Source organism: Streptomyces bacillaris (genome assembly GCF_003268675.1).
Classification (GTDB): Bacteria; Actinomycetota; Actinomycetes; order Streptomycetales; family Streptomycetaceae; genus Streptomyces; species Streptomyces bacillaris.
Genome location: NZ_CP029378.1, coordinates 3885240 through 3909897 on the forward strand (window position 1 = coordinate 3885240; position 24658 = coordinate 3909897).

A 24658-nucleotide genomic window follows, 5' to 3' on the forward strand; every position below is an offset into this window, starting at 1 on the left:
GGGCACGTACCGCACACGGCAGGGAACGGACGGTGGCATGGTCTCGGCAGTGCAGGACGAAAACGCCCCGGAGCTGCGGGGGTTCAGGGAAGTGCAGCGCCTGGCCTACGCCTGCGCCGAGGCCGTCGCCGGTCAGCTCAGATCGGGGGTGACCGAGCGGGAGGCGGCCCGGATGCAGCGGGTCTGGCTGCGGGAGCGGGGCGTGCGGGACTGGTTCCACCTCCCCTTCGCCTGGTTCGGGGACCGGACGGCGTTCGCCGGGTTCAAGATGCCGCTCCAGTTCTTCCCGACCGACCGGAAGCTGGAGCCGGGCATGCCCTTCATCCTGGACATGGCCCCGGTCTACAAGGGGTACACCGCCGACATCGGGTACTCGGGCTGTCTCGGCCTCAACCCGCTCCACGACAGGCTCCTCGCCGATCTGGAGGCGCACCGCGAGCTGATCCTGCGCCAGGTCCGTGAGCGCCGTTCGCTCCGCGAGATCTATGAGGACGTCGAACGCCTCATGACCGCCCAGGGGTACGCGAACAGGCACCGCGCCTACCCCTTCGGCGTGATCGCCCACAAGGTGGACCGCGTGGCCGAACGGCGCTGGTCCCCGCACGTGTTCGGGTTCGGGACGCAGTCCCTCAAGGGGCTGCTGAGCGACGCGGTGCACGGCCACCGGGACGGCTGGTCGCCGCTCTGGAGCCCGTACCGCTTCTCCGACCATCCCCCGCAGCCGGGGCTGTGGGCGGTCGAACCCCACCTCGGATTCCGGGGTACGGGCGCGAAGTTCGAGGAGATCCTGGTCGTCACCGACTCCAAGGACCCCGAGCAGAGCGCCTTCTGGCTGGACGACGATCTGCCGCATGTGCGGCGCTGGGCCGAGGAGAGGGTGGCGGCGTGAATCTGCCGGGAGCGCGTGAGCGCCGGGTGCGTACGGGTGGCGTCGAGCTGTGCGTCGCGGAGCTGGGGGACGGGGGCCGGCCGACGGTGGTGCTGGTCCACGGGTATCCGGACAGCAAGGAGGTCTGGTCCGAGGTCGCCGTGCGGCTGGCCGAGCAGTGGCACGTCGTGCTGTACGACGTACGCGGCCACGGCGGTTCCACGGCACCGAAGCCGCTGCGCGGGGGGTTCACCCTGGAGAAGCTGACCGACGACTTCCTCGCGGTGATCGACGCCGTGAGCCCGGACCGGCCGGTCCATGTGGTCGGGCACGACTGGGGGTCCGTGCAGTCCTGGGAGTTCGTCACGGTCGGGCGGACCGAGGGCCGGATCGCCTCGTTCACCTCGATGTCCGGCCCTTCCCTGGACCACTTCGGCCACTGGATCAAGCAGCGGATGGCCCGGCCGACCCCGCGCCGGGTGGGCCAACTGCTGGGCCAGGGCGCCAAGTCCTGGTACGTGTACATGCTCCACACCCCCGCGCTGCCGGAGCTGGCCTGGCGCGGACCGCTCGGCAAGCGGTGGCCCGGCATCCTCCAGCGGCTGGAGAAGGTGCCCGCCGGCGACTACCCGACCGCCTCCCTGCCCGACGACGCGGCCCACGGGGCCTGGCTCTACCGGGACAACGTCCGTGCCCGGCTGGGCAGGCCGCGCCCCGACGCCTATGCCCACGCACCGGTCCAGCTCATCACACCGACCGGTGACTCCTTCCTCTCCGAGCGCCTCTACGACGACCTGGAGCAGTGGGTCCCCCGTCTGATACGCCGGTCGCTGCCGGCCAAGCACTGGGTCCCGCGCACCCGGCCCGACCAACTGGCCGCGTGGATCGACGATTTCGCCGCCGCCAACGAGGCGGGCGGCCAGGAGGGGCCCACGGCCCAGCAGCCCGCCGCGAAGGGCCCGTACGCGGAGCGGCTCGGCGGCCAGCTGGTGCTGGTGACGGGCGCCGCCTCCGGAATCGGGCGGGCCACGGCCTTCGCGTTCGCGGAGGCGGGCGCCCGGGTGGTGGCCGTGGACCGGGACGCGGAGGGGGCCGCCAGGACGGCGGAGCTGGCCCGGCTGATCGGGGCCCCGGCGGCCTGGGGCGAGGCGGTCGACGTCAGCGACGAGGCGGCGATGGAGAAGCTGGCCGCCAGGGTCGCCGCGGAGTACGGAATCGTCGACGTCCTGGTCAACAACGCCGGGATCGGGCTCTCCGGCTCCTTCCTGGAGACCACGAGCGAGGAGTGGAAGCAGGTCCTCGACGTCAATCTCTGGGGCGTCATCCACGGCTGCCGGATCTTCGGCAAGCAGATGGCCGACCGGGGCCAGGGCGGCCATATCGTCAACACCGCCTCCGCGGCCGCCTTCCAGCCCTCCCGCGCCCTGCCCGCGTACAGCACGTCGAAAGCGGCCGTGCTGATGCTGAGCGAGTGCCTGCGGGCCGAGCTGGCGGAGCGGTCGATCGGGGTGAGCGCCATCTGCCCCGGCATCGTCAACACCAACATCACCGCCACCACCCGCTTCGCCGGAGCCGACGCGGCGGAGGAGCAGCGGCTGCGGAAGCGGACCACCCGGCTCTACGGGCGCCGCAACTACCCGCCGGAGAAGGTCGCCGACGCCATCCTGGAGGCGGTCGTCCGCAACCGGGCCGTGGTGCCGGTGACCCCGGAGGCGCGCGGGGCCCGGCTGCTCTCCCGGCTCAGCCCCGGAGCGCTGCGACGGCTCGCCCGAGTGAAGCCCCCGCTGTGACCGGGCGGGAGGCGGGGGCCTCCGCGGGTCCCACAGCGAACGGCAGCAGCGGTCCCGAGTACCGGATCGAGGATCTGGCCCATGCCAGCGGGGCCACGGTGCGCACGATCAGGGCGTACCAGGACCGGGGACTGCTGCCGACGCCCGAGCGGCGCGGCCGGGCCAATGTGTACGGGGAGGCCCATCTGGCCCGGCTGCTCCGGATCGCGGACCTGCTGGACCGGGGCTACACCCTGGCCAGCATCAAGGAGCTGCTGGAGGCATGGGACGCGGGGCGGGGGCTGGGCGGCGTGCTCGGCCTGGTCGCAGAGGTGCACGGCCCCTGGACCGACGAGGAGGCCGGCCGGATCACCCGTGCGGAGCTGGACGCGAAGTTCGGCGGCACCCAGGACGACGAGGCGATCGCGGAGGCGGTGGAGCTGGGGGTGCTGGAGCGCGTCCCGGGCACAGCCGATGAGTTCCTCGTCCCCAGCCCTCAAGAGCTTGCCGTGGCGGTCGAGTTGCACGCGGCGGGCGTGCCCCTGCTCGCGATCTCCGGCCATCTCAAGGAACTTCGCGGCCAGGTCGAGCACATCGCCTCCCGTTTCCTGGAGTTCACCACCGAGCACGTCTTCGCCCGCTATCTGGGCCACCACCCGCCCACCGACGCCGATGCGGCCGAGGCGGCGTCGATGGTGCGCCGCCTCCGCCCGCTCGCGCAGCAGACGGTCGACGCCGAACTGGCCCGTGCCATGCGGATGTTCGCCACCCGCCATCTGCACCACCACCTCGGCGCCCAGGAGAGCGTCATCGAGGGGAGCGAGACCCGTCCGGTGCTGCTCCCGCTCCGCACAACCCAGGCTGTTCAGGAGCTGGTTGGCGCGGACCAGGTCGCGGCCTTCGTGACAGCGGCGACCGAACGCGAAGTGCAGGCACGCACTTTGGATGGACTCGCCTCATCTCATGCCATAGCCAACAAAGTTGACGAAAAGGAGTAAAACGCCTGCCAGTTGTCCACAGAGCGATCAAATACCCTGTGGATAAGTCGAGTTGGTTGTGGATCAAACATCGATACGAAGAAATCCGAAAAGAACCCTGTACGAAATCCGGATGCACCGATGATCCGCCTGCGGGCACTCTGACGGGATGGACGAACGCCGCACCGTCAAGGTGTCCAAGTACCTCTCGGCCCATCTGCGCCACCGGCCGGAGCGCATCGGGATCGCGCTCGACGAGAACGGCTGGGTGGATGTCGAGACGCTGCTGAGTGCGGCGGCCCGGCACGGTTTCACCATCACCCGTGCCGAGCTGGACCATGTCGTCGCCGCCAACGACAAGCGCCGCTTCACGGTGGACGGCGACCACATCCGCGCCAACCAGGGCCACACGGTCACCGTCGACCTGGACCTGCCGCCCGCCGAGCCACCGGCGTACCTCTACCACGGCACGGTCGCCCGGGTGCTCGACGCGATCCGGGCCGAGGGCCTGCGCCCCATGGCCCGCCACCACGTCCACCTCTCCCCCGACCGTGAGACGGCCACCCGGGTCGGCGCCCGCCGCGGCCGCCCCCTGGTCCTCACGGTGGACGCGGGCGCCATGCACCGGGCCGGCCATGTCTTCCGGGTCAGCGCCAACGGAGTCTGGCTGGCCGACGCCGTACCACCGGAGTTCCTGCGCCTGCGCGAGTGAGCCGGGGCGCGCGGGCCGCCGCGTGACCCGCCACGAGTGAGCCGGCGTACGGCCCTCGGGTCGGCTGCCGCCCCTCAGGACGGCTGCTGCCCCTCAGGCCAGCTGCGCGCGCGCCTCGGTTGCGATGCGCTCGTAGACCGCCGGGTCCGTGTCGAAGTCAGAGTCCGGGATCGGGGCGTGGATGGCGATCTCGGTGAAACCCAGCTCCGCGTGGCGGCCCGCGAAGTCGACGAAGGCGTCCACCGACTCCAGCGGGGCGTTGCGGTCGGGGGTGAAGCCGGTGAGCAGGATCCGGTCCAGCTCGGAGGCGTCCCGGCCGGTCTCCTCGCAGGCGGCCTCCAGCCTCTTGCCCTGCTCCCGGAGGGCCTGCACCGACTGCTCCGGGGTGCCCTCCTCGTACAGCTTCGGGTCGCCCGTCGTCACCCACGCCTGCCCGTGCCGGGCGGCCAGCCGGAGCCCGCGCGGGCCGGTCGCGGCGACCGCGAAGGGAAGCCGGGGGCGCTGGACGCAGCCGGGGATGTTGCGGGCCTCGACGGCGGAGTAGTGCGTCCCCTCATGAGTCACCGCGTCCTCGGTGAGCAGCCGGTCCAGCAGCGGCACGAACTCACCGAAACGGTCGGCGCGCTCCCTCGGTGTCCACGCCTCCTGGCCCAGCGCGGTGGCGTCGAACCCGCTGCCTCCGGCGCCGATGCCGAGAGTGATCCGGCCGCCGGAGATGTCGTCCAGGGAGATCAGCTCCTTGGCCAGGGTCACCGGGTGGCGGAAGTTCGGTGAGGTGACCAGCGTGCCCAGGCGGAGGCGCTGCGTGGCCGTCGCGGCGGCGGTGAGCGTGGGGAGCGCTCCGAACCACGTCCGGTCGCGGAAGCTGCGCCAGGAGAGGTGGTCGTAGGTGTAGGCGGTGTGGAAGCCCAGCTCCTCCGCCCGCCGCCAGCGGTCGCGGCCTCCCTCGTGCCAGCGGTCGACGGGCAGGATCACGGTGCTCAGGCGCAAGGTCATGGGCCCGAGCCTACGGCCGTCGCAGCCCGCGCCGCCGCCCCCGTAGCCCTTTGGCATATACCTGAGGAATGTTCCGCAGCTCAGCGGCGCGCCCACTCAAATGTGCGCCCCTCCGCACGCACGTGCGCCTCGGTGGGCGAGAATGGCGGGGTGACCTCAGCTACCGATACGCCTCTTCCTGCCGTCACTCGGCTGATCGCGACCGACCTCGACGGCACCCTGCTGCGCGACGACAAGACGCTCTCCGCACGCACCGTCGCCGCGCTCGCGGCGGCCGAGGAGGCCGGGATCGAGGTCTTCTTCGTCACCGGCAGGCCGGCCCGGTGGATGGACGTCGTCAGCAATCATGTGCAGGGCCACGGGCTGGCGATCTGCGCCAACGGTGCCGTGGTCACCGACCTGCGGGCGGACGGCGAGCTGCTCACCGTACGGGCGCTGGAACGCGACGCCGCCCTCCGTGTCGTGCACAGCCTGCGGGACTCCGCCCCCGGCACCTCCTTCGCCATCGAGATGACCACCGGCATCAACTACGAGCCGTCCTACCCGCCCTTCCACCTGGACCCGGGCGCCGCCGTCGCCCTCGCGGAGAAGCTGCTGCACGAGGACGTACCGGGCGAGGGCGCCCCCGTGCTCAAGCTCCTGGCCCACCACACCGAGATGCCTCCCGACGCCTTCCTCGCCCTGGCGCGCACGGTGGCCGGGGAGCAGGCCTCCATCACCCGGTCCAGCCCCTCCGCCCTGCTGGAGGTCAGCGGGCTCGGGGTCTCCAAGGCCAGTACGCTCGCCGCCTGCTGCGCCGAGCGGGGCATCTCCGCCGCCGAGGTGGTCGCCTTCGGTGACATGCCCAACGACGTCGAGATGCTCGGCTGGGCCGGTACGTCGTACGCGATGGGCAACGCCCACCCCGCCGCCCTGGCCGCCGCCTCGGGGCAGACCCTCACCAACGAGGAGGACGGTGTGGCCGTGGTCATCGAACGGATCCTCGCCGGCCGCTGACGTCGACGGCCGATAGCCGATGGGCATTGGGCGTCAGGCATCCAAGGCCATTGCCCTCGTTGGCCGTTGACGGCTCTGGCCGTTGACCTCGGCGGCCGTTCCCCGTGGTCGCAACAGCGCCACCCCGGCTCCCCCGGCCGTGGCCGTACGGCTCACAGCGGCGCCTCCCACACCACCGTCGTCCCGCCCCCGCCCTCCCCGACCCCCGGGCCGAACCAGCTCGCCCCGCCCAGCGACTCCGCCCGGCGGGCCAGGTTCCGCAGGCCGCTGCGGCGCCCGCCCTCCGGGATGCCCACCCCGTCGTCCGCCACCGACAGACGCACCGCGGCCCGGCCGTCCGGCAGGGTCGCCGTGGCGTCCACGACCACGTCGATCACCGAGGCCCCGGCGTGCCGGAAGGCGTTGGACAGCGCCTCGCGCAACGCGGCGATCAGGTTCTTGCCGGTCAGCTCCCCGACGAGCGCGTCCACAGCGCCCAGGAAGCGGTGCGAGGGCTTGAAACCGAGCGGGACCGCCGCCATGTTGATCTCGCGCAGGACACGGGTGCGGAGCCCCGAAGGAGCCTCGGCCGGTTCCTGCTGGAGCGCGAAGATGGCCGTACGGATCTCCTGGATGGTCACGTCCAGCTCGTCGACCGCCCGGCCCACCCCCGTCCGCACCTCGGGGACGACCGAGCGGCGCTGGGCGCTCTCCAGCATCATCCCGGTGGCGAAGAGCCGCTGGATGACCAGGTCGTGCAGGTCACGGGCGATCCGGTCGCGGTCCTCGTAGACCGCGAGCCGTTCCCGGTCCCGCTGCGCCTCGGCCATCATCAGCGCCAGGGCCGCCTGCGAGGCGAACTGGGTGGCGAGCGTCCGCTCGGTCCGGCTGAAGGGGCGCGCGCCCCGCGCCCGGGGGGTCGCCAGGGCGCCGAGCACCCGGCCCCCGCTCTGCAACGGCAGCAGCATGCTGGGCCCGAAGAGACCGGCCAGCCTGGTGACCATCCGGCTGTCGGTGGCCGAGTCGTCGATGAAGACCGCCTCCCCGGCCAGCAGCTTCGCCACCACCGATGAGCGGGCCGGAATGATCACCCCGAGCGAGGACGAGGGATCGTCGGCGGAGACCGCGACGATCTCCAGCCCGCCGTCCCCGGTGGGCAGCAGCACGATCCCGGCGGCGGAGTCCGCGAGATGGCGGGCCTGTTCGGCGACGACGGAGAGCGCGTCGTCAGCGTCCCCGCCGGACAGGAGGGCGGTGGTCACCGCCACCGAACCGTCGATCCAGCGCTCCCGCTGCCGCGCCGCCTCGTACAGCCGGGCGTTGCCGATGGCGATCCCCGCCTCGGTGGCGAGCACCCGCACCATGTGCAGGTCGTAGTCGCTGAACTCGCCGCCGCCCTCCTTCTCGGTCAGATAGAGGTTGCCGAAGATCTCCCCCTGGACCCGGATCGGCACCCCGAGGAAGGTCCGCATCGGCGGGTGGCCGGGCGGGAACCCGGCGGAGCGCGGATCCTCGGCCAGATCGGCCAGCCGTACGGGTTCGGGGTCGTGGATCAGCGCACCCAGCAGGCCCCGGTGGCCGTCGGGCCTGCGCCCGGTCGCCCGGGCGACCTCCTCGGAGACCCCGTGGGTGATGAAGTCGGAGAGGCCGTCGCCCGACTCGTCGACGACACCGATGGCGGCGTAGCGGGCGTGGGCCAGCTCGGCCGCCGTCGCGCAGATGCGGTCGAGGGTGGAGTGCAGTTCCAGCCCCGTGCCGATCGAACGCATCGCCTCCAGGAGTTGCGGGACCCGGGCCGTCAGCTCGGTGGAGAGGCCCTGCAGGCTACGGGTGGCCTGCGTGGCGGCATCGAGTGAGTCCTGCGGGTCCGGCTCTGCCATGACCTGAGCCTAGTTAGTGACGATTGGCGAGGAAAGTCGGGTTTTCCCTGTGCTCGATTTCGTGCAGCCTCGATTCCCGCCGGGTTCGATTCCCGCGCTCGATTCCCGCCGGGCGCGGTACCGGCCCGCGCTCGGCACCCACCGCGTCCGGCACCCACCGCACTCAGGCCCGCGCCCCCGCCCCCACCGTCTCCGCCTCCCGCTCCAGCATGCGGCGCAGCGGCCCCTCCTCGGCCGCCAGCTCCGCATACGGTCCGCGCTGCACCACCCGGCCCGCATCCAGCACCAGCACCTCGTCGACGGCCTCGACACCCGCCAGCCGGTGGGTGATCAGGACGGTCGTCCGCCCCTCGGTCGCCGCCAGCAGGTCGGCGGTGAGCGCGTCGGCGGTCGCCAGATCCAGGTGCTCGGCCGGCTCGTCCAGGACGAGGACCGGGAAGTCGGCCAGCAGCGCCCGGGCCAGGGCGAGGCGCTGGCGCTGGCCGCCGGAGAGCCGGGCGCCGTGCTCGCCCACCGGGGTGTCGAGCCCCTCGGGCAGCGAGCGGACCCACTCCAGCAGCCGGGCCCGGGAGAGCGCCTCGTCCAGTTCGGCGTCGGTCGCTCCGGTACGGGCGAGGCGCAGGTTCTCCCGGATCGAGCTGTCGAAGACGTGGGCGTCCTGGGCGCACAGGCCGACGGAGCGCCGTACGGTGTCGCCGTCCAGCCCGGCCGCCTCCACACCGCCCAGGCGGTACGTCCCCGAGGACGCGTCCAGGAAGCGCAGGAGCACCTGCGCGAGCGTCGTCTTCCCGGAGCCGGAGGGGCCGACGACCGCGATGCGGCGGCCGGGCACCAGTGTCAGGTCGAGCGACTCCAGCGCATCGCGGTCCGCCCCCGGGTAGCGGGCCGACAGCCCCCGCGCCTCCAGCGGGAAGGGGGAGGCGGGCGGATCGGCCGGGGAAGCGGGCTCCCGTACGGGAACGGGGGCGTCGAGCACCTCGTACACGCGCTCCGCGCTCCGCAGGATCCGCTGGCGGTACTGCACCGCGAGCGGCATCCCGGCGACGGCCTCGAAGGCGGCGAGCGGGGTGAGCACCACCACCGCGAGCGCGACGCCGGAGAGGCGCCCGTCGTTCACGGCGGGGACGGCGACGGCTGCGGCGGCCACCACGGTCAGCCCGCAGACCAGGGCGGAGAGCCCGCCGCCGAGGGCCGTCGCGGTGGCCGCGCGGGAGGCGATCCGGGTGAGCAGACCGTCGGCGGCCCGCATGTGCGCCTGCCGGGCCGGAAGGGCCCCGGCGACGGTCAGCTCTGCCGTGCCGCCGAGGAGATCGGTGACCCGGGTGGCCAGGGCGGCGCGGGCGGGCGCCAGCTGACGTTCCGTACGGCGGGCGACACCACCGCTCACCAGCGGCACCCCGACTCCGGCGACGAGCAGCCCGACCGCCAGGATCACGCCCGCCTCGGGCAGCAGCCAGCCGGTGAACCCGGCGGCGGCCACCGAGACGGTGAGCGCGGTCCCGGCGGGCAGCAGCCAGCGCAGCCAGTAGTCCTGGAGCGCGTCCACGTCGGCGACGAGCCGGGAGAGCAGGTCGCCCCGGCGCACCGTGCGCAGCCCGGCGGGGGCGACGCGTTCCAGGCCCCGGTAGACGGCCACCCGCAGTTCGGCCAGCAGCTTGAGGACGGCGTCGTGGGAGACCAGGCGCTCCGCGTACCGGAACACCGCCCGGCCGATGCCGAAGGCGCGCGTCGCGGTGACGGCCATCATCAGGTAGAGGACGGGCGGCTGTTCGGAGGCGCGGGAGATCAGCCAGCCGGAGACGGCCATGAGCCCCACGGCCGACCCGACGGCGAGACTGCCCAGCAGCAGCGCCAGGGCCAGCTGCCCGCGCTGCGCACCCGCCGCCTCCCGGACCCGGGCGAAGGTCCGTCCGGGGCGGGCCTCGGTCTCCCGCAGAACTTCGGTCGCGGCCTCCCGTACGTCCCCGGACTCCAGCAGATCGGCGGCTTCCAGTACGTCGCCGGGGCGGCGCGCGTCCAGCAGCTCACCGCCCGCGAGGGGCTGCGGAACGGGCAGTCCGGGCGCGGCGGTCGCGGCGGGTCCGGCAGCGTCCACCGCCCGGGGCTCCAGCGTCACCACCCGGTCCGCCACCGCCAGCAGGGCCGGGCGGTGGACGACCAGCAGCACGGTCCGGCCCGCCGCCAGTCGCCGTACGGCCTCGACGATCCCCGCCTCCGTCTCGCCGTCCAGGCTCGCGGTCGGCTCGTCCAGGAGCAGCAGCGGCCGGTCCGCCAGGAACGCGCGGGCCAGGGCGAGGCGCTGGCGCTGGCCGGCGGAGAGCCCGGCCCCGTCCTCGCCCAGCCGCGTCCGCTCCCCGTCGGGAAGCTCCGCGACGAAGTCGTACGCCCCCGCCTCCCGCAGCGCCGCCACCACCGCCTCGTCGTCGGCGTCGGGCCGGGCGAGGCGGACGTTCTCCGCGATCGTCCCCGCGAAGAGGTGCGGCCGCTGCGGGACCCAGGCGATCCGGCTCCGCCAGCGCTCCGGGTCCAGCTCCGCGAGGTCCCGGCCGCCGACCCGGACGTGCCCCTCGTCGGGTACGGCGAACCCCAGGACCACATTCAGCAGGGTGGACTTGCCGACGCCGCTCGGCCCGACCAGGGCGACGGTCTCCCCCGGCTCGACGGTCAGCGAGACGGCGTCCAAGGACGGTTCGGTGCGGCCTTCGTGGCGTACGGTCACGCCCTCCAGCTCCAGGCGCACCGAGTCCGGGGCGTCCCCGGTGCCCGCCGCCCGGGGCTCGGTCTCCAGGACCGCGAAGATCTCCTCGGCGGCCGAGAGCCCCTCCGCCGCCGCGTGGTACTGCGCCCCGACCTGGCGGATCGGCAGATACGCCTCCGGGGCCAGGATCAGGACCACCAGACCGGTGTAGAGGTCGAGGTCCCCGTGCACCAGCCGCATTCCGATGGTGACGGCGACCAGGGCGACCGACAGGGTGGCCAGCAGCTCCAGGGCGAACGAGGAGAGGAAGGCGATCCGCAGGGTGCGGAGGGTGGCCCGCCGGTACTGCGTGGTGATGGTGCGGATCGACTCGGCCTGGGCCTTGGCCCGGCCGAAGACCTTGAGCGTCGGCAGCCCGGCGACGACGTCCAGGAAGTGGCCGGAGAGCCGGGAGAGCAACTGCCACTGCCGGTCCATCCGGGACTGGGTGGCCCAGCCGATCAGGATCATGAAGAGGGGGATGAGCGGCAGGGTGACCACGATGATCGCCGCCGAGACCCAGTCCTCGGTGACGATCCGGGCCAGCACCGCCACCGGCACGACGACCGCGAGCCCGAGCTGCGGAAGATAGCGCGCGAAGTAGTCGTCGAGCGCGTCGACCCCACGGGTCGCCAGCGCCACCAGGGAGCCGGTGCGCTGGCCGCTCAGCCAGCCGGGGCCGAGCTGCGCGGCCCGCTCCAGGAGCCGCCCGCGCAGCTCGGACTTGACCGCCGCGCTCGCCCGGTGGGCGGCCAGCTCCGTGAGCCAGGCGACCAGGGCGCGCCCGACGGCGACCGCCGCGAGCAGGAGCAGCGGAGTACGGAGCTGGGTGACCGTGAGCCCGTCCTCGAACCCGCCCACCACGATCTCCGCGATGAGCATCGCCTGGGCGATCACCAGTGCGGCACCGACCAGACCGAGGCCCACCACGGCCGCCAGGAAGAGGCGGGTGGCCCGGGCGTACCGCAGCAGACGCGGGTCGATGGGTTTCACGTGAAACATCCCTCAGCAGGGTCGACGGAGCGGGCCGGGCCGTGTTTCACGTGAAACACAGCCCGGCGGGGCCGGTGCGGATCAGTGGGCGTCCGCGATGTGCTGGGTGCCGATCCGCTTACGGAACACCCAGTACGTCCAGCTCTGGTACAGCAGCACCATGGGTGTGGCGATACCGGCGCACCAGGTCATGATCTTCAGCGTGTACGGCGTGGAGGAGGCGTTGGTGACCGTGAGGTTCCACGCCTCGTTCAGCGAGGACGGCATGACGTTCGGGAAGAGCGTCAGGAACAGCATGCCCACGGCCGCCACGATCGTCAGCCCCGAGAAGGCGAAGGACCAGCCCTCACGCCCCTTGGCGATGGCGCCGATCGCCGCCACCAGGGCCACCACCGCCACGATCAGCGCCATCAGGCTCCAGCGGTCACCGCTGGCGGCCTGGGTCCAGAGCAGGAAGCCCAGCGCGAGCACCGCCGTGGCCAGACCCAGCTTGATGGCGAGGGCCCGCGCCCGGACCCGGATGTCCCCGGCCGTCTTGAGCGCGGCGAAGACCGCGCCGTGGAAGGTGAAGAGGAAGAGCGTGACGAGCCCGCCGAGGATCGCGTACGGGTTGAGCAGGTCGAAGAAGTTGCCGACGTACTCCATGTCGGCGTCGATCTTCACGCCGCGCACGATGTTCCCGAAGGCCACACCCCACAGCACCGCGGGGATCAGCGAGGTCCAGAAGATCGCGGTCTCCCAGTTGGTCTGCCACCGCTCCCCGGTCCGCTTGGCCCGGTACTCGAAGGCGACCCCGCGCACGATCAGGCAGAGCAGGATGATCAGCAGCGGCAGGTAGAAGCCGGAGAACAGCGTGGCGTACCACTCGGGGAAGGCCGCGAAGGTCGCACCACCGGCGGTGAGCAGCCAGACCTCGTTGCCGTCCCAGACAGGCCCGATGGTGTTGATGAGGACCCGCCGCTCCTTGCGGTCGCGGGCGAGCAGCTTGGTGAGGACCCCGATGCCGAAGTCGAACCCCTCCAGGAAGAAGTAGCCGATCCAGAGGACGGCGATGAGCACGAACCAGATGTCGTGGAGTTCCATCTCTCAGCTCCTGTGCTCTCAGTACGAGAAGGCCATGGGCCGGTCGGCGTCTTCGTCGTCGTGGCCGTTGATCCGGGTGGGCGGGTTGAGGTCGGATTCGGTGAGTTCCGGCGGCCCGGCCTTGATGTACTTCACGAGCAGCTTGACCTCGATGACCGCGAGGATCGCGTAGATGAGGGTGAAGAGAATCATCGAGGTGAGGATCTCGCCCTGCGATACACCGGGGGAGACCCCGTCGCGGGTCTGGAGCACCCCGTAGACCACCCACGGCTGGCGGCCCATCTCGGTGAAGATCCAGCCCCAGGAGTTGGCGATGAGCGGGAAGAGCAGCGTCCAGAGCGCGGTCAGCCAGTAGAGCTTGGTGAGCTTCGGGCTGAGCGCCTTGTTCCGGAAGAGGACCAGATTCGGCACCTCGTCCTCACCGGTCCGCATCGCCGGTGGCAGCAGGAACTTCTTCCGGGTCAGCCAGAGCCCCAGGAGGCCGAGGCCGAAGGAGGCCATCCCGAAGCCGATCATCCAGCGGAAGCTCCAGAACGCGACCGGGATGTTGGGCCGGTAGTCGCCGGGGCCGTACTTCTCCTCCAGCGTCTTGTTGATGTCGTTGATGCCGGGGACATACGAGTTCGGGTCGCTGTTGGCGAGGAAGGAGAGCACCCCGGGGAGCGAGATCTCGACGGAGTTGTGGCCCTGGCTGACGTCCCCGTACGCGAAGATCGAGAACGGTGCGCGGTCCTGGCCGTCCCAGAGCGCCTCGGCGGCGGCCATCTTCATCGGCTGCTGCCGGAACATCACCTTGGCGAGCATGTCGCCGCTGACCGCTGTGAGCAGTCCGGCGATGACGACCGTGACCAGTCCCAGCCGCAGCGAGGTCCGCATCACCGGGATGTGCTTCTTGCGCGCGAGGTGGAAGGCGGCGATACCGACCATGAACGCCCCGCCGACCAGGAAGGCCGCCGTGATGGTGTGGAAGAACTGCGTGACCGCGGTGTCCTGGGTGAGCACCCGCCAGAAGTCGGTGAGCTCCGCGCGCCCGCGCTCCTCGTTGATGCGGTAGCCGACCGGGTGCTGCATCCAGGAGTTGGCCGCCAGGATGAAGTAGGCGGAGAGGATCGTGCCGAGCGAGACCATCCACATGCAGGCGAGGTGGATCTTCTTCGGCAGCCGGTCCCAGCCGAAGATCCACAGTCCGATGAAGGTGGACTCGAAGAAGAAGGCGATCAGCGCCTCGAAGGCGAGCGGGGCACCGAAGATGTCCCCGACGAAGCGCGAGTAGTCCGACCAGTTCATGCCGAACTGGAACTCCTGGACGATGCCCGTCACCACGCCCATGGCGATGTTGATCAGGAACAGCTTGCCCCAGAACTTGGTCGCCCTGAGGTACTTCTCGTTGTTCGTCCGCACCCAGGCGGTCTGCAGGCCGGCGGTGAGCGCGGCGAGCGAGATCGTCAGCGGAACGAAGAGGAAGTGGTAGACGGTGGTGATGCCGAACTGCCATCGCGCCAAGGTCTCCGGCGCCAGAGCGAGGTCCACGTCGTCTTTCTCCTTACGTCGCCGTGGTGACGCCACGTCTCCGTGGTCGCACCGGGCACTCCGCCCTGCCAATCCGCTTGATGGCGGGCAAACAGGACACGCTTGTGAACGCGTTCACATTCACAAGCAATTATGGCGCACACGCTTTCGGACCCTTCGCCGGGGGTACCCCTTTTCGGCCCCGGGCTCGTACGGACGAGCCAGGCGCCCATGCGAAAGGCCCCGGACCTCGTCGTTCGAGGTCCGGGGCCACCGGCTGTCGGCGCGCCGCGGCGGGGACACCGGTCGTACACGGGCGCTGCAATGGACGCACCGGCCGTACGCAGGCGCCCCGGCGGGCGCGCCGTTCGTTCGGGCGCCGCAGCGGGCGCCGGTACCGCTACAGCTCCGCGCGGAACGCCTCCGCCGTCTTCAGGAAGAGGTCGTTGCCCTCGCTCTCGCCGATCGTGACCCGTACGCCCTCGCCCTTGAACGGGCGCACCACCACACCGGCCCGCTCACAGGCCCCGGCGAAGTCGAGGGTCCGCTCGCCCAGGCGCAGCCAGACGAAGTTGGCCTGCGACTCCGGCACGGCCCAGCCCTGGCGCACCAGCTCCTCGCTCACCCGGCTCCGCTCGGCGACCAGCGAACCGACCCGGCCCAGCAGCTCGTCCTCGGCGCGCAGCGAGGCGACCGCCGCGTCCTGGGCGAGCTGGCTGACGCCGAAGGGGACGGCGGTCTTCCGCAGCGCGGCGGCCACCGGCTCATGGGCCACGGCGAACCCGACCCGCAGCCCGGCCAGCCCGTACGCCTTGGAGAAGGTCCGGAGCACCGCGACATTGGGGCGGTCCCGGTAGATCTCGATGCCGTCGGGCACCTCGGCGTCGCGGATGAACTCCTTGTACGCCTCGTCGAGCACCACCAGCACATCGCCCGGCACCCGGTCCAGGAACCGCTCCAGCTCGGCCCGGCGCACCACGGTCCCGGTGGGGTTGTTCGGGTTGCAGACGAAGATCAGCCGGGTCCGGTCGGTGATCGCCTCCGCCATCGCGTCGAGGTCGTGCACCTCACCGTCGGTCAGCGGGACCTTCACCGAGGTCGCGCCGCTCACCTGCGTGATGATCGGGTACGCCTCGAAGGAGCGCCAGGCATAGATGACCTCATCGCCCGGGCCCGAGGTCGCCTGGAGCAGCTGCTGGGCCACCCCGACCGATCCGGTGCCGGTCGCCAGGTGCGAGACGGGCACCCCGAAGCGGTCGGCCAGCTCGTTCATCAGCCCGGTGCACGCCATGTCCGGGTAGCGGTTGAAGCTGCCCGCCGCAGCGAGCGCCGACTCCAGGACCCCCGGCAGCGGCGGGTAGGGGTTCTCGTTGGAGGACAGCTTGTACGCGACCGGTCCGCCGGCCGCCGCCGGCTTGCCCGGCACATAGGCGGGAACGCCGTCCAGCTCGGCGCGCAGCTTGGGGCTCGTCTCGCTCACCGCAGGTCCTCCTCGACCGTCCGTTCACAGCAATACTGCACACCTTATGAGGATTGGGCTCCGCTGCGAATGGCCCGGGCGCGGAATCTCCCGCAGTGCCGGGAATGGCCTGCCCTCAAGGCCCCTCCGGGGGTTTCGCAGGGCCCCTCCGGGGAGCTTCCAGGGGGGAGCGCATTCGGTCCCAGCGCGCGCCCGTGTCTCACGCCGTGGCGCGCGTCCCCCGAAGTGGTGAGTTGAGACCTCTTCGAGACATCGACCATTCAGCAGGCCGTCAGCCATCCACACCTGATACACCAATGCCAAATGGATCAACAACCTTGCATTGCACGGGATCTGATGGGCAATAACCTTGCAGAAACGTGCCTGCCGAAGGGTGCATATGCGACCGGACCGACCGCCCCTCGGAGCCCTACTATCGGCTCGCCATGACAGCAGCAGGGAAGCACCAGGTGAGCCGGACGGAGACCCCCCGGCGCAGCGGCCGGCCAGGACGGGCGGGGATCCGTGACGTGGCCGCCGCGGCCGGAGTCTCGATCACGACCGTCTCCGACGCGCTCAACGGCAAGGGCAGGCTCCCGGACGCCACCCGCAGCCATGTCCGCGAGGTCGCAGAGCGCTTGGGCTACCGCCCCTCCGCAGCGGCCCGAACCCTCCGTACCGGCAAGTCGGGGCTGATCGGCCTGACCGTGACCACGTACGGGGATGAACCTTTCACCTTCACCGAGTTCGCGTACTTCGCGGAGATGGCGAGAGCCGCGACCTCGGCGGCGCTCGCCCGGGGCTACGCCCTGGTCATCCTCCCCGCCACGTCCCGGCACGACGTCTGGTCGAACGTCGCGCTCGACGGCACCGTCGTCATCGACCCCTCCGACCAGGACCCGGTCGTCACCGAACTCGTCCGCCAGGGGCTCCCCGTCGTCTCGGACGGCCGCCCCGCCGGAGCGCTCCCCGTCACCGCCTGGGTCGACAACGACCACCGGGCCGCCGTGCTCGACCTCCTCGACCACCTCGCCGCCGCCGGGGCCCGCCGCATCGGCCTGCTGACCGGCACCACCACCGATACGTACACCCGGCTCTCCACCACCGCCTACCTCCACTGGTGCGAGCGGGTCGGCCAGGATCCCGTCTACGAGTCCTACCCGGCGCACGACCCGTGCGCGGGCGCGGTCGCCGCCGACCGGCTGCTCGCCCGCCCGGACCGCCCCGACGCGGTCTACGGGCTCTTCGACCCCAACGGCACCGACCTCCTCGCGGCCGCCCGCCGCTACGGCCTGCGGGTCCCCGAGGACCTGCTGCTGGTCTGCTGCAGCGAATCCACCGTGTACGCGGCCACGGAGCCGCCCATCACGACGCTCTCGCTGAAGCCCCGCCACATCGGCACCGCCGTCGTCCAGCTCCTGATCGACGCCATCGAAGGGGTCGAGCACGACGGTCCGGTGGAGCAGGTGATACCGACGGAGCTCATCGTCCGGACCTCCTCGCAACGCCGTCCGCCGCGCACGACGGTCAGCGCGCCGCGCTCCCCCAGCAGGGACTGATCGGCTCTTTTCGGACCAATCGGCCGGTGAACCGTACGTGCGCCCGGATTCACCACCCCTGGTGCGTCACACAGATCGATCCGCATTCCTATGATGGGCGCACGACACCGCGGACCACCTCTGCCAGGCAGGACCGTCAGGTGTACGGCGGCGCGACGGTGGTGGAGGGGTCGATGACTCAGGGGGCCGGTCAGGAACCCGTGGTGCGGACGGCGACGTTGCGTGACTTCCGGGTTCCGCCGTATGCGCAGACGCCCGTACCACCGCAGGCGCCCGGCGCGGTGCCGCCCCCGACACCACCCCCGCACGCGCCGGAGCCGACCGCGCCCGCGCCGCACACCGCCGTGCCCCCGTCGCACCCGCCCACGCCCCCCGCGCCGCCGGCCACCGTGGAGCCCCCGGACGCGCCCGCACCGCACCAGGCGCCGCCCCACCCCGGCAACGCGGCCGTCGGTGACGAGCCCCCGGAGGGGTACACCCCCACCGAGCGCGACCTCCCCGTCATCAACCGCGGCGACACCGTCAGGATCCAGACCGTCCCCGAGGCGCGCCCCGAGACCGGGGAGGGTCGCGGCCCGCTCTACGTCGTCGGGGACGTCCACGGCTATCTGGACGAGCTGGTGGCCGCCCTCGCCGCCCAGGGACTCATCGACGCCGACGGCAACTGGGCCGCGGGGAACGCCCGGCTCTGGTTCCTGGGCGACTTCACCGACAGGGGCCCCGACGGCATCGGCGTCATCGACCTCGTCATGCGGCTCTCCGCCGAGGCGGCGGCCGCGGGCGGCTACTGCAAAGCTCTGATGGGCAATCACGAGCTGCTCCTCATCGGCGCCAAGCGGTTCTCCGACACCCCCGTCAACTCCGGGGCCGGAACCGCCACCTTCCAGGCCGCCTGGCTGCTCAACGGCGGACAGAAGAGCGACATGGACCGCCTCCAGGACGTGCACCTCCAGTGGATGTCCCGGCTCGACGCGGTCGTCGAGGAGGACGGGCATCTGCTGATGCACTCCGACACGACGGCCTACCTCGACTACGGCTCCACCATCGAGGACGTCAACGACACGATTACCGCCATCCTCACGCGCAACGACGCCGACGAGTGCTGGGACCTCTTCCGCAAGCTCACCAAGCGGTTCGCCTTCCGCGACGAGGGGGGCGCCGACGCGGTGCGCGAGCTGCTGTCCACGTACGGCGGACAGCGCATCGTCCATGGCCACAGCCCGATCCCGTACCTCCTGGGCGAGGTCGGCACGGAGGACGGCGAGGACGGTTCGGGCCCGGTGGTGAACGGCCCGCACGTCTACGCGGACGGGCTCGCCATCGCCATGGACGGCGGGGTGACCATGGCCGGAAAGCTACTGGTCGTCCAACTCCCCCTGCATGACTGACCGCTGACGGGGAAGACGCTCCTCGATCGGACCGCGCCGATCATCGGGCCTATTTACGGAAACACCCTGTCTCCCCGTGCCGTGGGCGCTCTACCATCGGCTCATCAGTGGCAGGCTCTCCTCCGTTTCTGCCCGATCGCCCGGCCGACCCGGGCAGCCGGGCCCGACGGAGCATCGGGGGATGCAGATGACAAGCGCTCCGCACCTGCTGGCCGAGGACGGTCCCGAGTACGCGCGGATCCTGGGTGACGCCCTGCGTCACGCCCAGGACCGCCCGGACCTGGAGGGCGTCGGTGACCGGCTCAACACCGAACAGCTGCGCACCATGGCGCTCAACGCCACGGCGCTGATCACCGCGGCCGCGGCCACCGAGTACGAGCACTACGTGAAGGCCCGCGCCGACCTGCGCGCGGCGAGCGCGACCGTACCGGAGGGCGAGCAGTACGGGGACACCTCGTCGGCCACCGGACCGGGCGCCGGCATAGGGGCGGTCCTCACGGTCCTGACGCCGCTCCTCGCGGGCACCGCCGCCGTGATCTTCCTGCTCGTCGGCTATCTCCTGAAGGCGGTCAGCCCGTCCCTCGCCTTCGGCGACAGCATGGTCGCCGCCGGGTGGTTCTTCGCGGCCGTCGCCGCCGCGGCGATCCTGGTCGCCGCCATCGGGCTGCTCGTCACCGCCCTGCGCAACGGCTCGACCTCGCTCGCCGCCGAGGACGAGGAACAGGAGTTGCCGGAGGAGGTCGCCCGGGCCCGGGAGGCCTGGCGCCACGCCCTGCTGGAGCGCGGCATCCTGCCGTTCCTCCGGGATGCGCTGGCCGACCCGACCGCGGGCCCCGCCGCGCGAACCCCGCACCGCTCGCCCAACCGCATCCCGAAGATCGGCTACAGCAGGCCGGACTTCTCCGGTCCGGAGGACGGCCCGTCGGCGGGCCCCCGGCCGACCTTCACCAGCCCGGACTTCACGAGCCCGGACTTCGGCGGCCCGGAGCACCGGCCGGAGTAGCCGCCGCGAGCCGGTGGGTCCGGTGCCCGAGGCCCGCCCATGGCACGCGGTCCGGGGCCGTCAGCCGACGCCCCACACAGGCAGGCCCCGTATGCCGATGCCCTACGCGGCCCCGTACGCCGTACGCCCCTGAGATGCCCCACCAACGCCACAGGCCGGGGCGGCAAGTGCCGCGCCCGGCCTGTGCGATGCTCCGGTCCGGCCGGAGCGGTGGATCAGCCCACCTGCGGAGCCAGCTTCGGGTTGGTGCCGTGCTGGTTCGGCTCCTGCTTGCCCTCGGAGGCGAAGAAGACGATCAGGACGATGAAACCGACCAGCGGGACCAGCGCGATCAGCAGCCACCAGCCCGAGCGGCTGGTGTCGTGCAGACGGCGCACCGCGACCGCGAGCGACGGGATCAGGATCGCGAGGGAGTAGATGTAGGAGAGGATCTCCGTGCCGATCAGGCTACCGATGATCGACAGAACGATGCTGATCACGAAGCTGATCAGCGTGAACATCCAGAACTCCTTGCGGCGCGCGCGCCCGCTGAAGCCTGCGTAGTTCTTGAGTACTGCCAGGTACCAGTCCACTGTGTTTCCCTCCCCAGGCCCCCGTGCGAGGGCCGCCAAATTTCGGCCGAGCAAGCCGGAAAGTAAGCCACAGATAAGGAACGGGTCAAGCCCAGTTGACGCAGCTGCGAAACGTACATCCACCTGCCACACGACTGTGTCCATACTGTCGCCTGACAACGCGCGAAAACCCAACAGATAGTAATCAAGCAGGCAATTAGCCCATACCGCCCCCGACGCCCCTCAGGGCATCGAGGACGGAAGGGCGGTCTGCGGCCCCGTGGTGAGGCCTAGTCCGCGATCGGCAGGTAGACCCGGTTGCCGGCGGCCGCGAACTCCTTCGACTTCTCGGCCATGCCCTCCTCGATCTCCTCCTGCGAACCGCCGTGCTGACGGCGGATGTCCTGGGAGATCTTCATCGAGCAGAACTTCGGCCCGCACATCGAGCAGAAGTGCGCCGTCTTCGCCGGCTCCGCGGGCAGCGTCTCGTCGTGGAACTCCCGGGCCGTGTCCGGGTCGAGGGCCAGGTTGAACTGGTCCTCCCACCGGAACTCGAACCGCGCGTCCGAGAGCGCGTCGTCCCACTCCTGCGCGCCCGGGTGCCCCTTGGCGAGGTCGGCGGCGTGGGCGGCGATCTTGTAGGTGATGACCCCGGTCTTCACGTCGTCCCGGTTGGGCAGCCCCAGGTGCTCCTTGGGCGTGACGTAACAGAGCATCGCCGTCCCCCACCAGGCGATCATCGCGGCGCCGATGCCCGAGGTGATGTGGTCGTAGGCGGGCGCGACATCCGTGGTCAGCGGGCCGAGCGTGTAGAACGGCGCCTCCTCGCAGATCTCCTGCTGGAGGTCGATGTTCTCCTTGATCTTGTGCATCGGGACGTGCCCGGGGCCCTCGATCATCGTCTGCACGCCGAACCGCTTGGCGATCGTGTTCAGCTCGCCCAGCGTGCGCAGTTCGGCGAACTGCGCCTCGTCGTTGGCGTCCGCGATCGACCCGGGGCGCAGCCCGTCACCGAGGGAGTAGGTGACGTCGTACGTCGCGAGGATCTCGCACAGCTCCTCGAAGTGCTCGTAGAGGAACGACTCCTTGTGGTGCGCCAGGCACCAGGCCGCCATGATCGAGCCGCCGCGCGAGACGATGCCGGTCTTGCGACGGGCCGTCAGCGGGACGTACGGCAGGCGCACCCCGGCGTGCACCGTCATGTAGTCCACGCCCTGCTCGGCCTGCTCGATGACGGTGTCCTTGTAGATCTCCCAGGTCAGCTCCTCGGCCCGGCCGTCCACCTTCTCCAACGCCTGGTAGAGCGGCACCGTTCCGATCGGCACGGGGGAGTTGCGCAGCACCCACTCGCGGGTGGTGTGGATGTTGCGGCCGGTGGACAGGTCCATGACCGTGTCGGCGCCCCACTTCGTCGCCCAGGTCATCTTGTCCACCTCCTCCTCGATGGAGGAGGTGACGGCCGAGTTGCCGATGTTGGCGTTGACCTTCACCAGGAACCGCTTGCCGATGATCATCGGCTCGATCTCGGGGTGGTTGACGTTGGCCGGCAGCACCGCCCGGCCCGCCGCGATCTCCTCGCGTACGACTTCGGCCTCGACGTTCTCCCGGATCGCGACGTACTCCATCTCCGGGGTGATCTCCCCGCGCCGGGCGTACGCGAGCTGGGTGACGGGCCGTCCGTCGCGGCTGCGGCGCGGCTGGCGCGGACGGCCGGGGAAGACCGCGTCGAGGTTGCGCAGCCCGCCGCGCGGCGAGGTGTGCTTGACCCCGTCGTCCTCGGGGCGGACCGGGCGGCCCGCGTACTCCTCGGTGTCGCCGCGCGCGATGATCCAGTTCTCCCGCAGGGGCGCGAGGCCGCGGCGGACGTCGGTGTCGATGGCGGGATCGGTGTACGGCCCCGACGTGTCGTACAGCGTCACGTCCTTGCCATTGGTGAGGTGCACCTGTCGGACCGGCACCCGGAGGTCCGGGCGCGAGCCCTGGACGTACCCCTTGTGCCAGCCGATGGACTTCCCGGCCCCGTCGTCCGGAATCGCGCCGTCGGGCGTTCCGTTCTGTTTCGAGGCAGGCGTGCGTGCGTCCGCTGTGGTCATGAGACCTACTCCCTACGCCGGCATTACCCGGTAACAGGTTCGGCGGTCGGCGCAGCCATGTCCCGTACGGATGTACGGCGATCAGCGCCCTCTCAGCCCGGTGCTCCGAGCTCCCGCGTGTGCAAAGGTGCCTCCACGCTAGCGTCCTTTCCGGCGAGCTGACCAGAGGGCCCTCCCGTTCTTGCGATGATCGCCCCGTGACCTCCCCCCAAAGCGACCCCGCACCCCAGCCGCCGCCCCAGGGCCACACCCACGGCCACACGCACAGCCACGGCCCCGCCGCCCCGGTCTCCAAACACCTGCGCAAGGTCATCGCCGCCGTCCTGATCCCGTTCGCCACGGCGGTCGTCGTCGGCCTGATCGCGTTCTGGCCCGGCGGCGTCCCCGACCACGAGCGCACCGGCGTCGGATTCGACCGGCAGACCCAGGACGGCAAGGTCGTCCAAGTCGTCAAGGTCGACTGCGCCGACGTCAACGCCGCGCAGGTCCCACCGACCGGTGACACCTCCACGCCCTCGGGCCGGGAGGCGGTCAACGAGCAGGAGGGGGAGTGCGCGAAGGCGACCATCGAGGTGACCACCGGCGCCGACAAGGGCCGGCAGTTCGTCGAGGTGGTCCAGCCGGACGCGCCGCGCCAGCTGCGCGAGGGCCAGGGGGTGGTGGTGGCGTACGCCCCCGACGCGCCCCGCGACCTCCAGTACAGCGTCACCGACGTCAACCGGAAGATCCCCATGACGCTGCTGGCCGCGATCTTCGCGCTGGCGGTGGTGGCGGTGGGCCGGATGCGCGGGGTGATGGCGTTGGTGGCGCTGGCCGTCTCGTTCGCCGTACTGACCCTGTTCATCCTGCCGGCCATCCTGCAGGGCTCGAATCCGCTGGTGGTGGCGGTGATCGGGGCCAGCGCCATCATGCTGGCGGCGCTCTACATGTGCCACGGGGTGACGGCCCGTACGTCCGTCGCGGTCATCGGCACGCTGATCTCACTGCTGCTGATCGGGCTGCTCGGCTCCCTGTTCATCGGCTGGGCGAGCCTGAGCGGCAACACCGACGACAACACCGGCCTCATCCACGGGCTCTACCCGGACATCGACATGAGCGGTCTGCTGCTGGCCGGTGTCATCATCGGATCGCTCGGGGTGCTCGACGATGTGACGGTCACCCAGACCTCCGCCGTCTGGGAGCTCCACCAGGCGGACCCGCGGATGGGTTGGCGCGGGCTGTACCGGGCAGGTATCCGCATCGGACGGGACCACATCGCCTCGGTCGTGAACACCCTGGTGCTGGCGTACGCGGGCGCGGCGCTGCCGCTGCTGCTGCTCTTCTCCATCGCCCAGAGCAGCGTGGGGACGGTGGCCAACAGCGAGCTTGTGGCCGAGGAGATCGTGCGGACGCTGGTCGGCTCGATCGGGCTGGTGGCCTCGGTGCCGGTGACGACGGTGCTCGCCGCGCTGGTGGTCTCCGCGGACCGCCCGGGCGCCCGCACCTCCTCGTCCACGGCCGCCACCCCCGCCCGGACCGGCAGGGGTCGCCGCCGTAAGGCGTGAGAAGAAGACGTGCGGCGGGGTGCTGTACGTGCGTGGCCGGCGCTCAGCCCGCGTTCTGCTCCTCCGCGAGGATGCGGCCGAGCGCCTCCTCCAGGTTCCCGTCGAAGTCACCCAGCGTGTGCTCCTGACCGAGCGGCACCAGCTTGTCGGTTCTGTCGAGAAACGCCACCAGCGGTGCCGTACCGGCGCGGAACAGCGCCCGGTCCGCGCCCACCTGAAGGCGGATGTGCACATCGCCGAGGCCCTCGGGCTCCGTGGGCCCGATGTGCACATCGCCGTCGCCGCTGGGGCTGTTGAGCCCGTCCAGCAGCAGCTCACGACCGAATGCCCAGGTCACCGGGGCATCGCCGGGCAGATGGAACGTCATCCGGATGGCATAGGGATCAGCCACCTCGTAACGGAGCTCCACCGGAATACGGAACGAGAGCTCCTCGGAGACGAGGAAGCTCATCATGACCTCTGCTTGAACCGACTCGCGCATCGTTCAACCCCGCAGTAGATGAAACTGGCCAGGAATGATCCCCCATGGCCCTATTGACGCCATCGTGGTGCACGCGATAGC

18 protein-coding genes are annotated in these 24658 nt (G+C 71.3%); 9 read left to right on the forward strand and 9 right to left on the reverse strand.

What is annotated here, in order from left to right:
• Positions 1 to 37 precede the first annotated feature (37 nt).
• The 4 genes from DJ476_RS16795 (at position 38) to DJ476_RS16810 (ending at position 4326) form a co-directional block, all read left to right on the forward strand.
• Positions 38 to 889 (forward strand): M24 family metallopeptidase, encoded by an 852-nt coding sequence (locus DJ476_RS16795; protein ID WP_112490938.1) that lies wholly within the window; start codon positions 38 to 40, stop codon positions 887 to 889.
• Positions 886 to 2658 (forward strand): SDR family oxidoreductase, encoded by a 1773-nt coding sequence (locus DJ476_RS16800; RefSeq protein ID WP_112490939.1) that lies wholly within the window; start codon positions 886 to 888, stop codon positions 2656 to 2658. The genes DJ476_RS16795 and DJ476_RS16800 overlap by 4 nt, the downstream gene beginning before the upstream one ends.
• Positions 2655 to 3635: a MerR family transcriptional regulator gene (locus tag DJ476_RS16805; RefSeq protein WP_112490940.1), complete on the forward strand. Its 981-nt coding sequence runs from the start codon at positions 2655 to 2657 to the stop codon at positions 3633 to 3635. The genes DJ476_RS16800 and DJ476_RS16805 overlap by 4 nt, the downstream gene beginning before the upstream one ends.
• Positions 3636 to 3783: 148 nt before the next feature.
• Positions 3784 to 4326: an RNA 2'-phosphotransferase gene (locus tag DJ476_RS16810; RefSeq protein ID WP_103418474.1), complete on the forward strand. Its 543-nt coding sequence runs from the start codon at positions 3784 to 3786 to the stop codon at positions 4324 to 4326.
• Positions 4327 to 4419: 93 nt separating this feature from the next.
• Here DJ476_RS16810 and DJ476_RS16815 read toward each other — a convergent pair whose 3' ends face one another.
• On the reverse strand, positions 4420 to 5322 hold the full coding sequence (locus DJ476_RS16815; RefSeq protein WP_112490941.1) for an LLM class flavin-dependent oxidoreductase: 903 nt from the start codon (positions 5320 to 5322) through the stop codon (positions 4420 to 4422).
• 150 nt (positions 5323 to 5472) lie between these two features.
• Here DJ476_RS16815 and DJ476_RS16820 point away from each other — a divergent pair, with 150 nt between their 5' ends.
• Positions 5473 to 6318: a Cof-type HAD-IIB family hydrolase gene (locus DJ476_RS16820; protein ID WP_103418499.1), complete on the forward strand. Its 846-nt coding sequence runs from the start codon at positions 5473 to 5475 to the stop codon at positions 6316 to 6318.
• A gap of 152 nt (positions 6319 to 6470) precedes the next feature.
• Here DJ476_RS16820 and DJ476_RS16825 read toward each other — a convergent pair whose 3' ends face one another.
• From DJ476_RS16825 to hisC, 5 genes are all read right to left on the reverse strand, one after another.
• A complete protein-coding gene (locus DJ476_RS16825; RefSeq protein ID WP_112490942.1) occupies positions 6471 to 8177 on the reverse strand; it encodes a sensor histidine kinase in 1707 nt (568 codons plus the stop codon).
• Positions 8178 to 8340: 163 nt separating this feature from the next.
• Positions 8341 to 11907, reverse strand: coding sequence for a thiol reductant ABC exporter subunit CydD (gene cydD / locus DJ476_RS16830; RefSeq protein WP_112490943.1), 3567 nt, complete (start codon positions 11905 to 11907; stop codon positions 8341 to 8343).
• An 81-nt stretch (positions 11908 to 11988) separates the two neighbouring features.
• Positions 11989 to 12990 carry a cytochrome d ubiquinol oxidase subunit II gene (gene cydB, locus DJ476_RS16835; protein ID WP_103418470.1) on the reverse strand — a complete coding sequence of 334 codons (1002 nt, stop codon included), beginning with the start codon at positions 12988 to 12990 and terminating at the stop codon, positions 11989 to 11991.
• Between the two features lie 18 nt (positions 12991 to 13008).
• Positions 13009 to 14520, reverse strand: a complete 1512-nt coding sequence (locus tag DJ476_RS16840; RefSeq protein ID WP_103418469.1) for a cytochrome ubiquinol oxidase subunit I — start codon at positions 14518 to 14520, stop codon at positions 13009 to 13011.
• 379 nt (positions 14521 to 14899) lie between these two features.
• Positions 14900 to 15979 carry a histidinol-phosphate transaminase gene (gene hisC / locus DJ476_RS16845; protein ID WP_112490944.1) on the reverse strand — a complete coding sequence of 360 codons (1080 nt, stop codon included), beginning with the start codon at positions 15977 to 15979 and terminating at the stop codon, positions 14900 to 14902.
• Between the two features lie 425 nt (positions 15980 to 16404).
• On the opposite strand from hisC, the gene DJ476_RS16850 reads away from it, so the two are divergent.
• The 3 genes from DJ476_RS16850 (at position 16405) to DJ476_RS16860 (ending at position 19908) form a co-directional block, all read left to right on the forward strand.
• On the forward strand, positions 16405 to 17517 hold the full coding sequence (locus tag DJ476_RS16850) for a LacI family DNA-binding transcriptional regulator (RefSeq protein ID WP_078507715.1): 1113 nt from the start codon (positions 16405 to 16407) through the stop codon (positions 17515 to 17517).
• Between the two features lie 173 nt (positions 17518 to 17690).
• Positions 17691 to 18905, forward strand: coding sequence for a metallophosphoesterase (locus DJ476_RS16855; RefSeq protein ID WP_103418498.1), 1215 nt, complete (start codon positions 17691 to 17693; stop codon positions 18903 to 18905).
• A 181-nt stretch (positions 18906 to 19086) separates the two neighbouring features.
• Positions 19087 to 19908, forward strand: coding sequence for a hypothetical protein (locus tag DJ476_RS16860; protein ID WP_103418468.1), 822 nt, complete (start codon positions 19087 to 19089; stop codon positions 19906 to 19908).
• 215 nt (positions 19909 to 20123) lie between these two features.
• Here DJ476_RS16860 and DJ476_RS16865 read toward each other — a convergent pair whose 3' ends face one another.
• Together DJ476_RS16865 and thiC are read right to left on the reverse strand one after the other, a co-directional pair.
• Positions 20124 to 20480 carry a DUF805 domain-containing protein gene (locus DJ476_RS16865; RefSeq protein ID WP_103418467.1) on the reverse strand — a complete coding sequence of 119 codons (357 nt, stop codon included), beginning with the start codon at positions 20478 to 20480 and terminating at the stop codon, positions 20124 to 20126.
• A 269-nt stretch (positions 20481 to 20749) separates the two neighbouring features.
• Entirely contained in the window at positions 20750 to 22552 is a 1803-nt protein-coding gene (gene thiC, locus DJ476_RS16870) for a phosphomethylpyrimidine synthase ThiC (RefSeq protein WP_103418466.1), read from the reverse strand.
• 197 nt (positions 22553 to 22749) lie between these two features.
• On the opposite strand from thiC, the gene DJ476_RS16875 reads away from it, so the two are divergent.
• Entirely contained in the window at positions 22750 to 24096 is a 1347-nt protein-coding gene (locus tag DJ476_RS16875) for a YibE/F family protein (protein WP_112490945.1), read from the forward strand.
• 43 nt (positions 24097 to 24139) lie between these two features.
• On the opposite strand, the gene DJ476_RS16880 is transcribed toward DJ476_RS16875, so the two are convergent.
• The gene (locus DJ476_RS16880; protein ID WP_015609883.1) at positions 24140 to 24577 is read right to left on the reverse strand and encodes an SsgA family sporulation/cell division regulator; all 438 of its coding nucleotides are present in this window, start codon (positions 24575 to 24577) and stop codon (positions 24140 to 24142) included.
• Positions 24578 to 24658 lie beyond the last annotated feature (81 nt).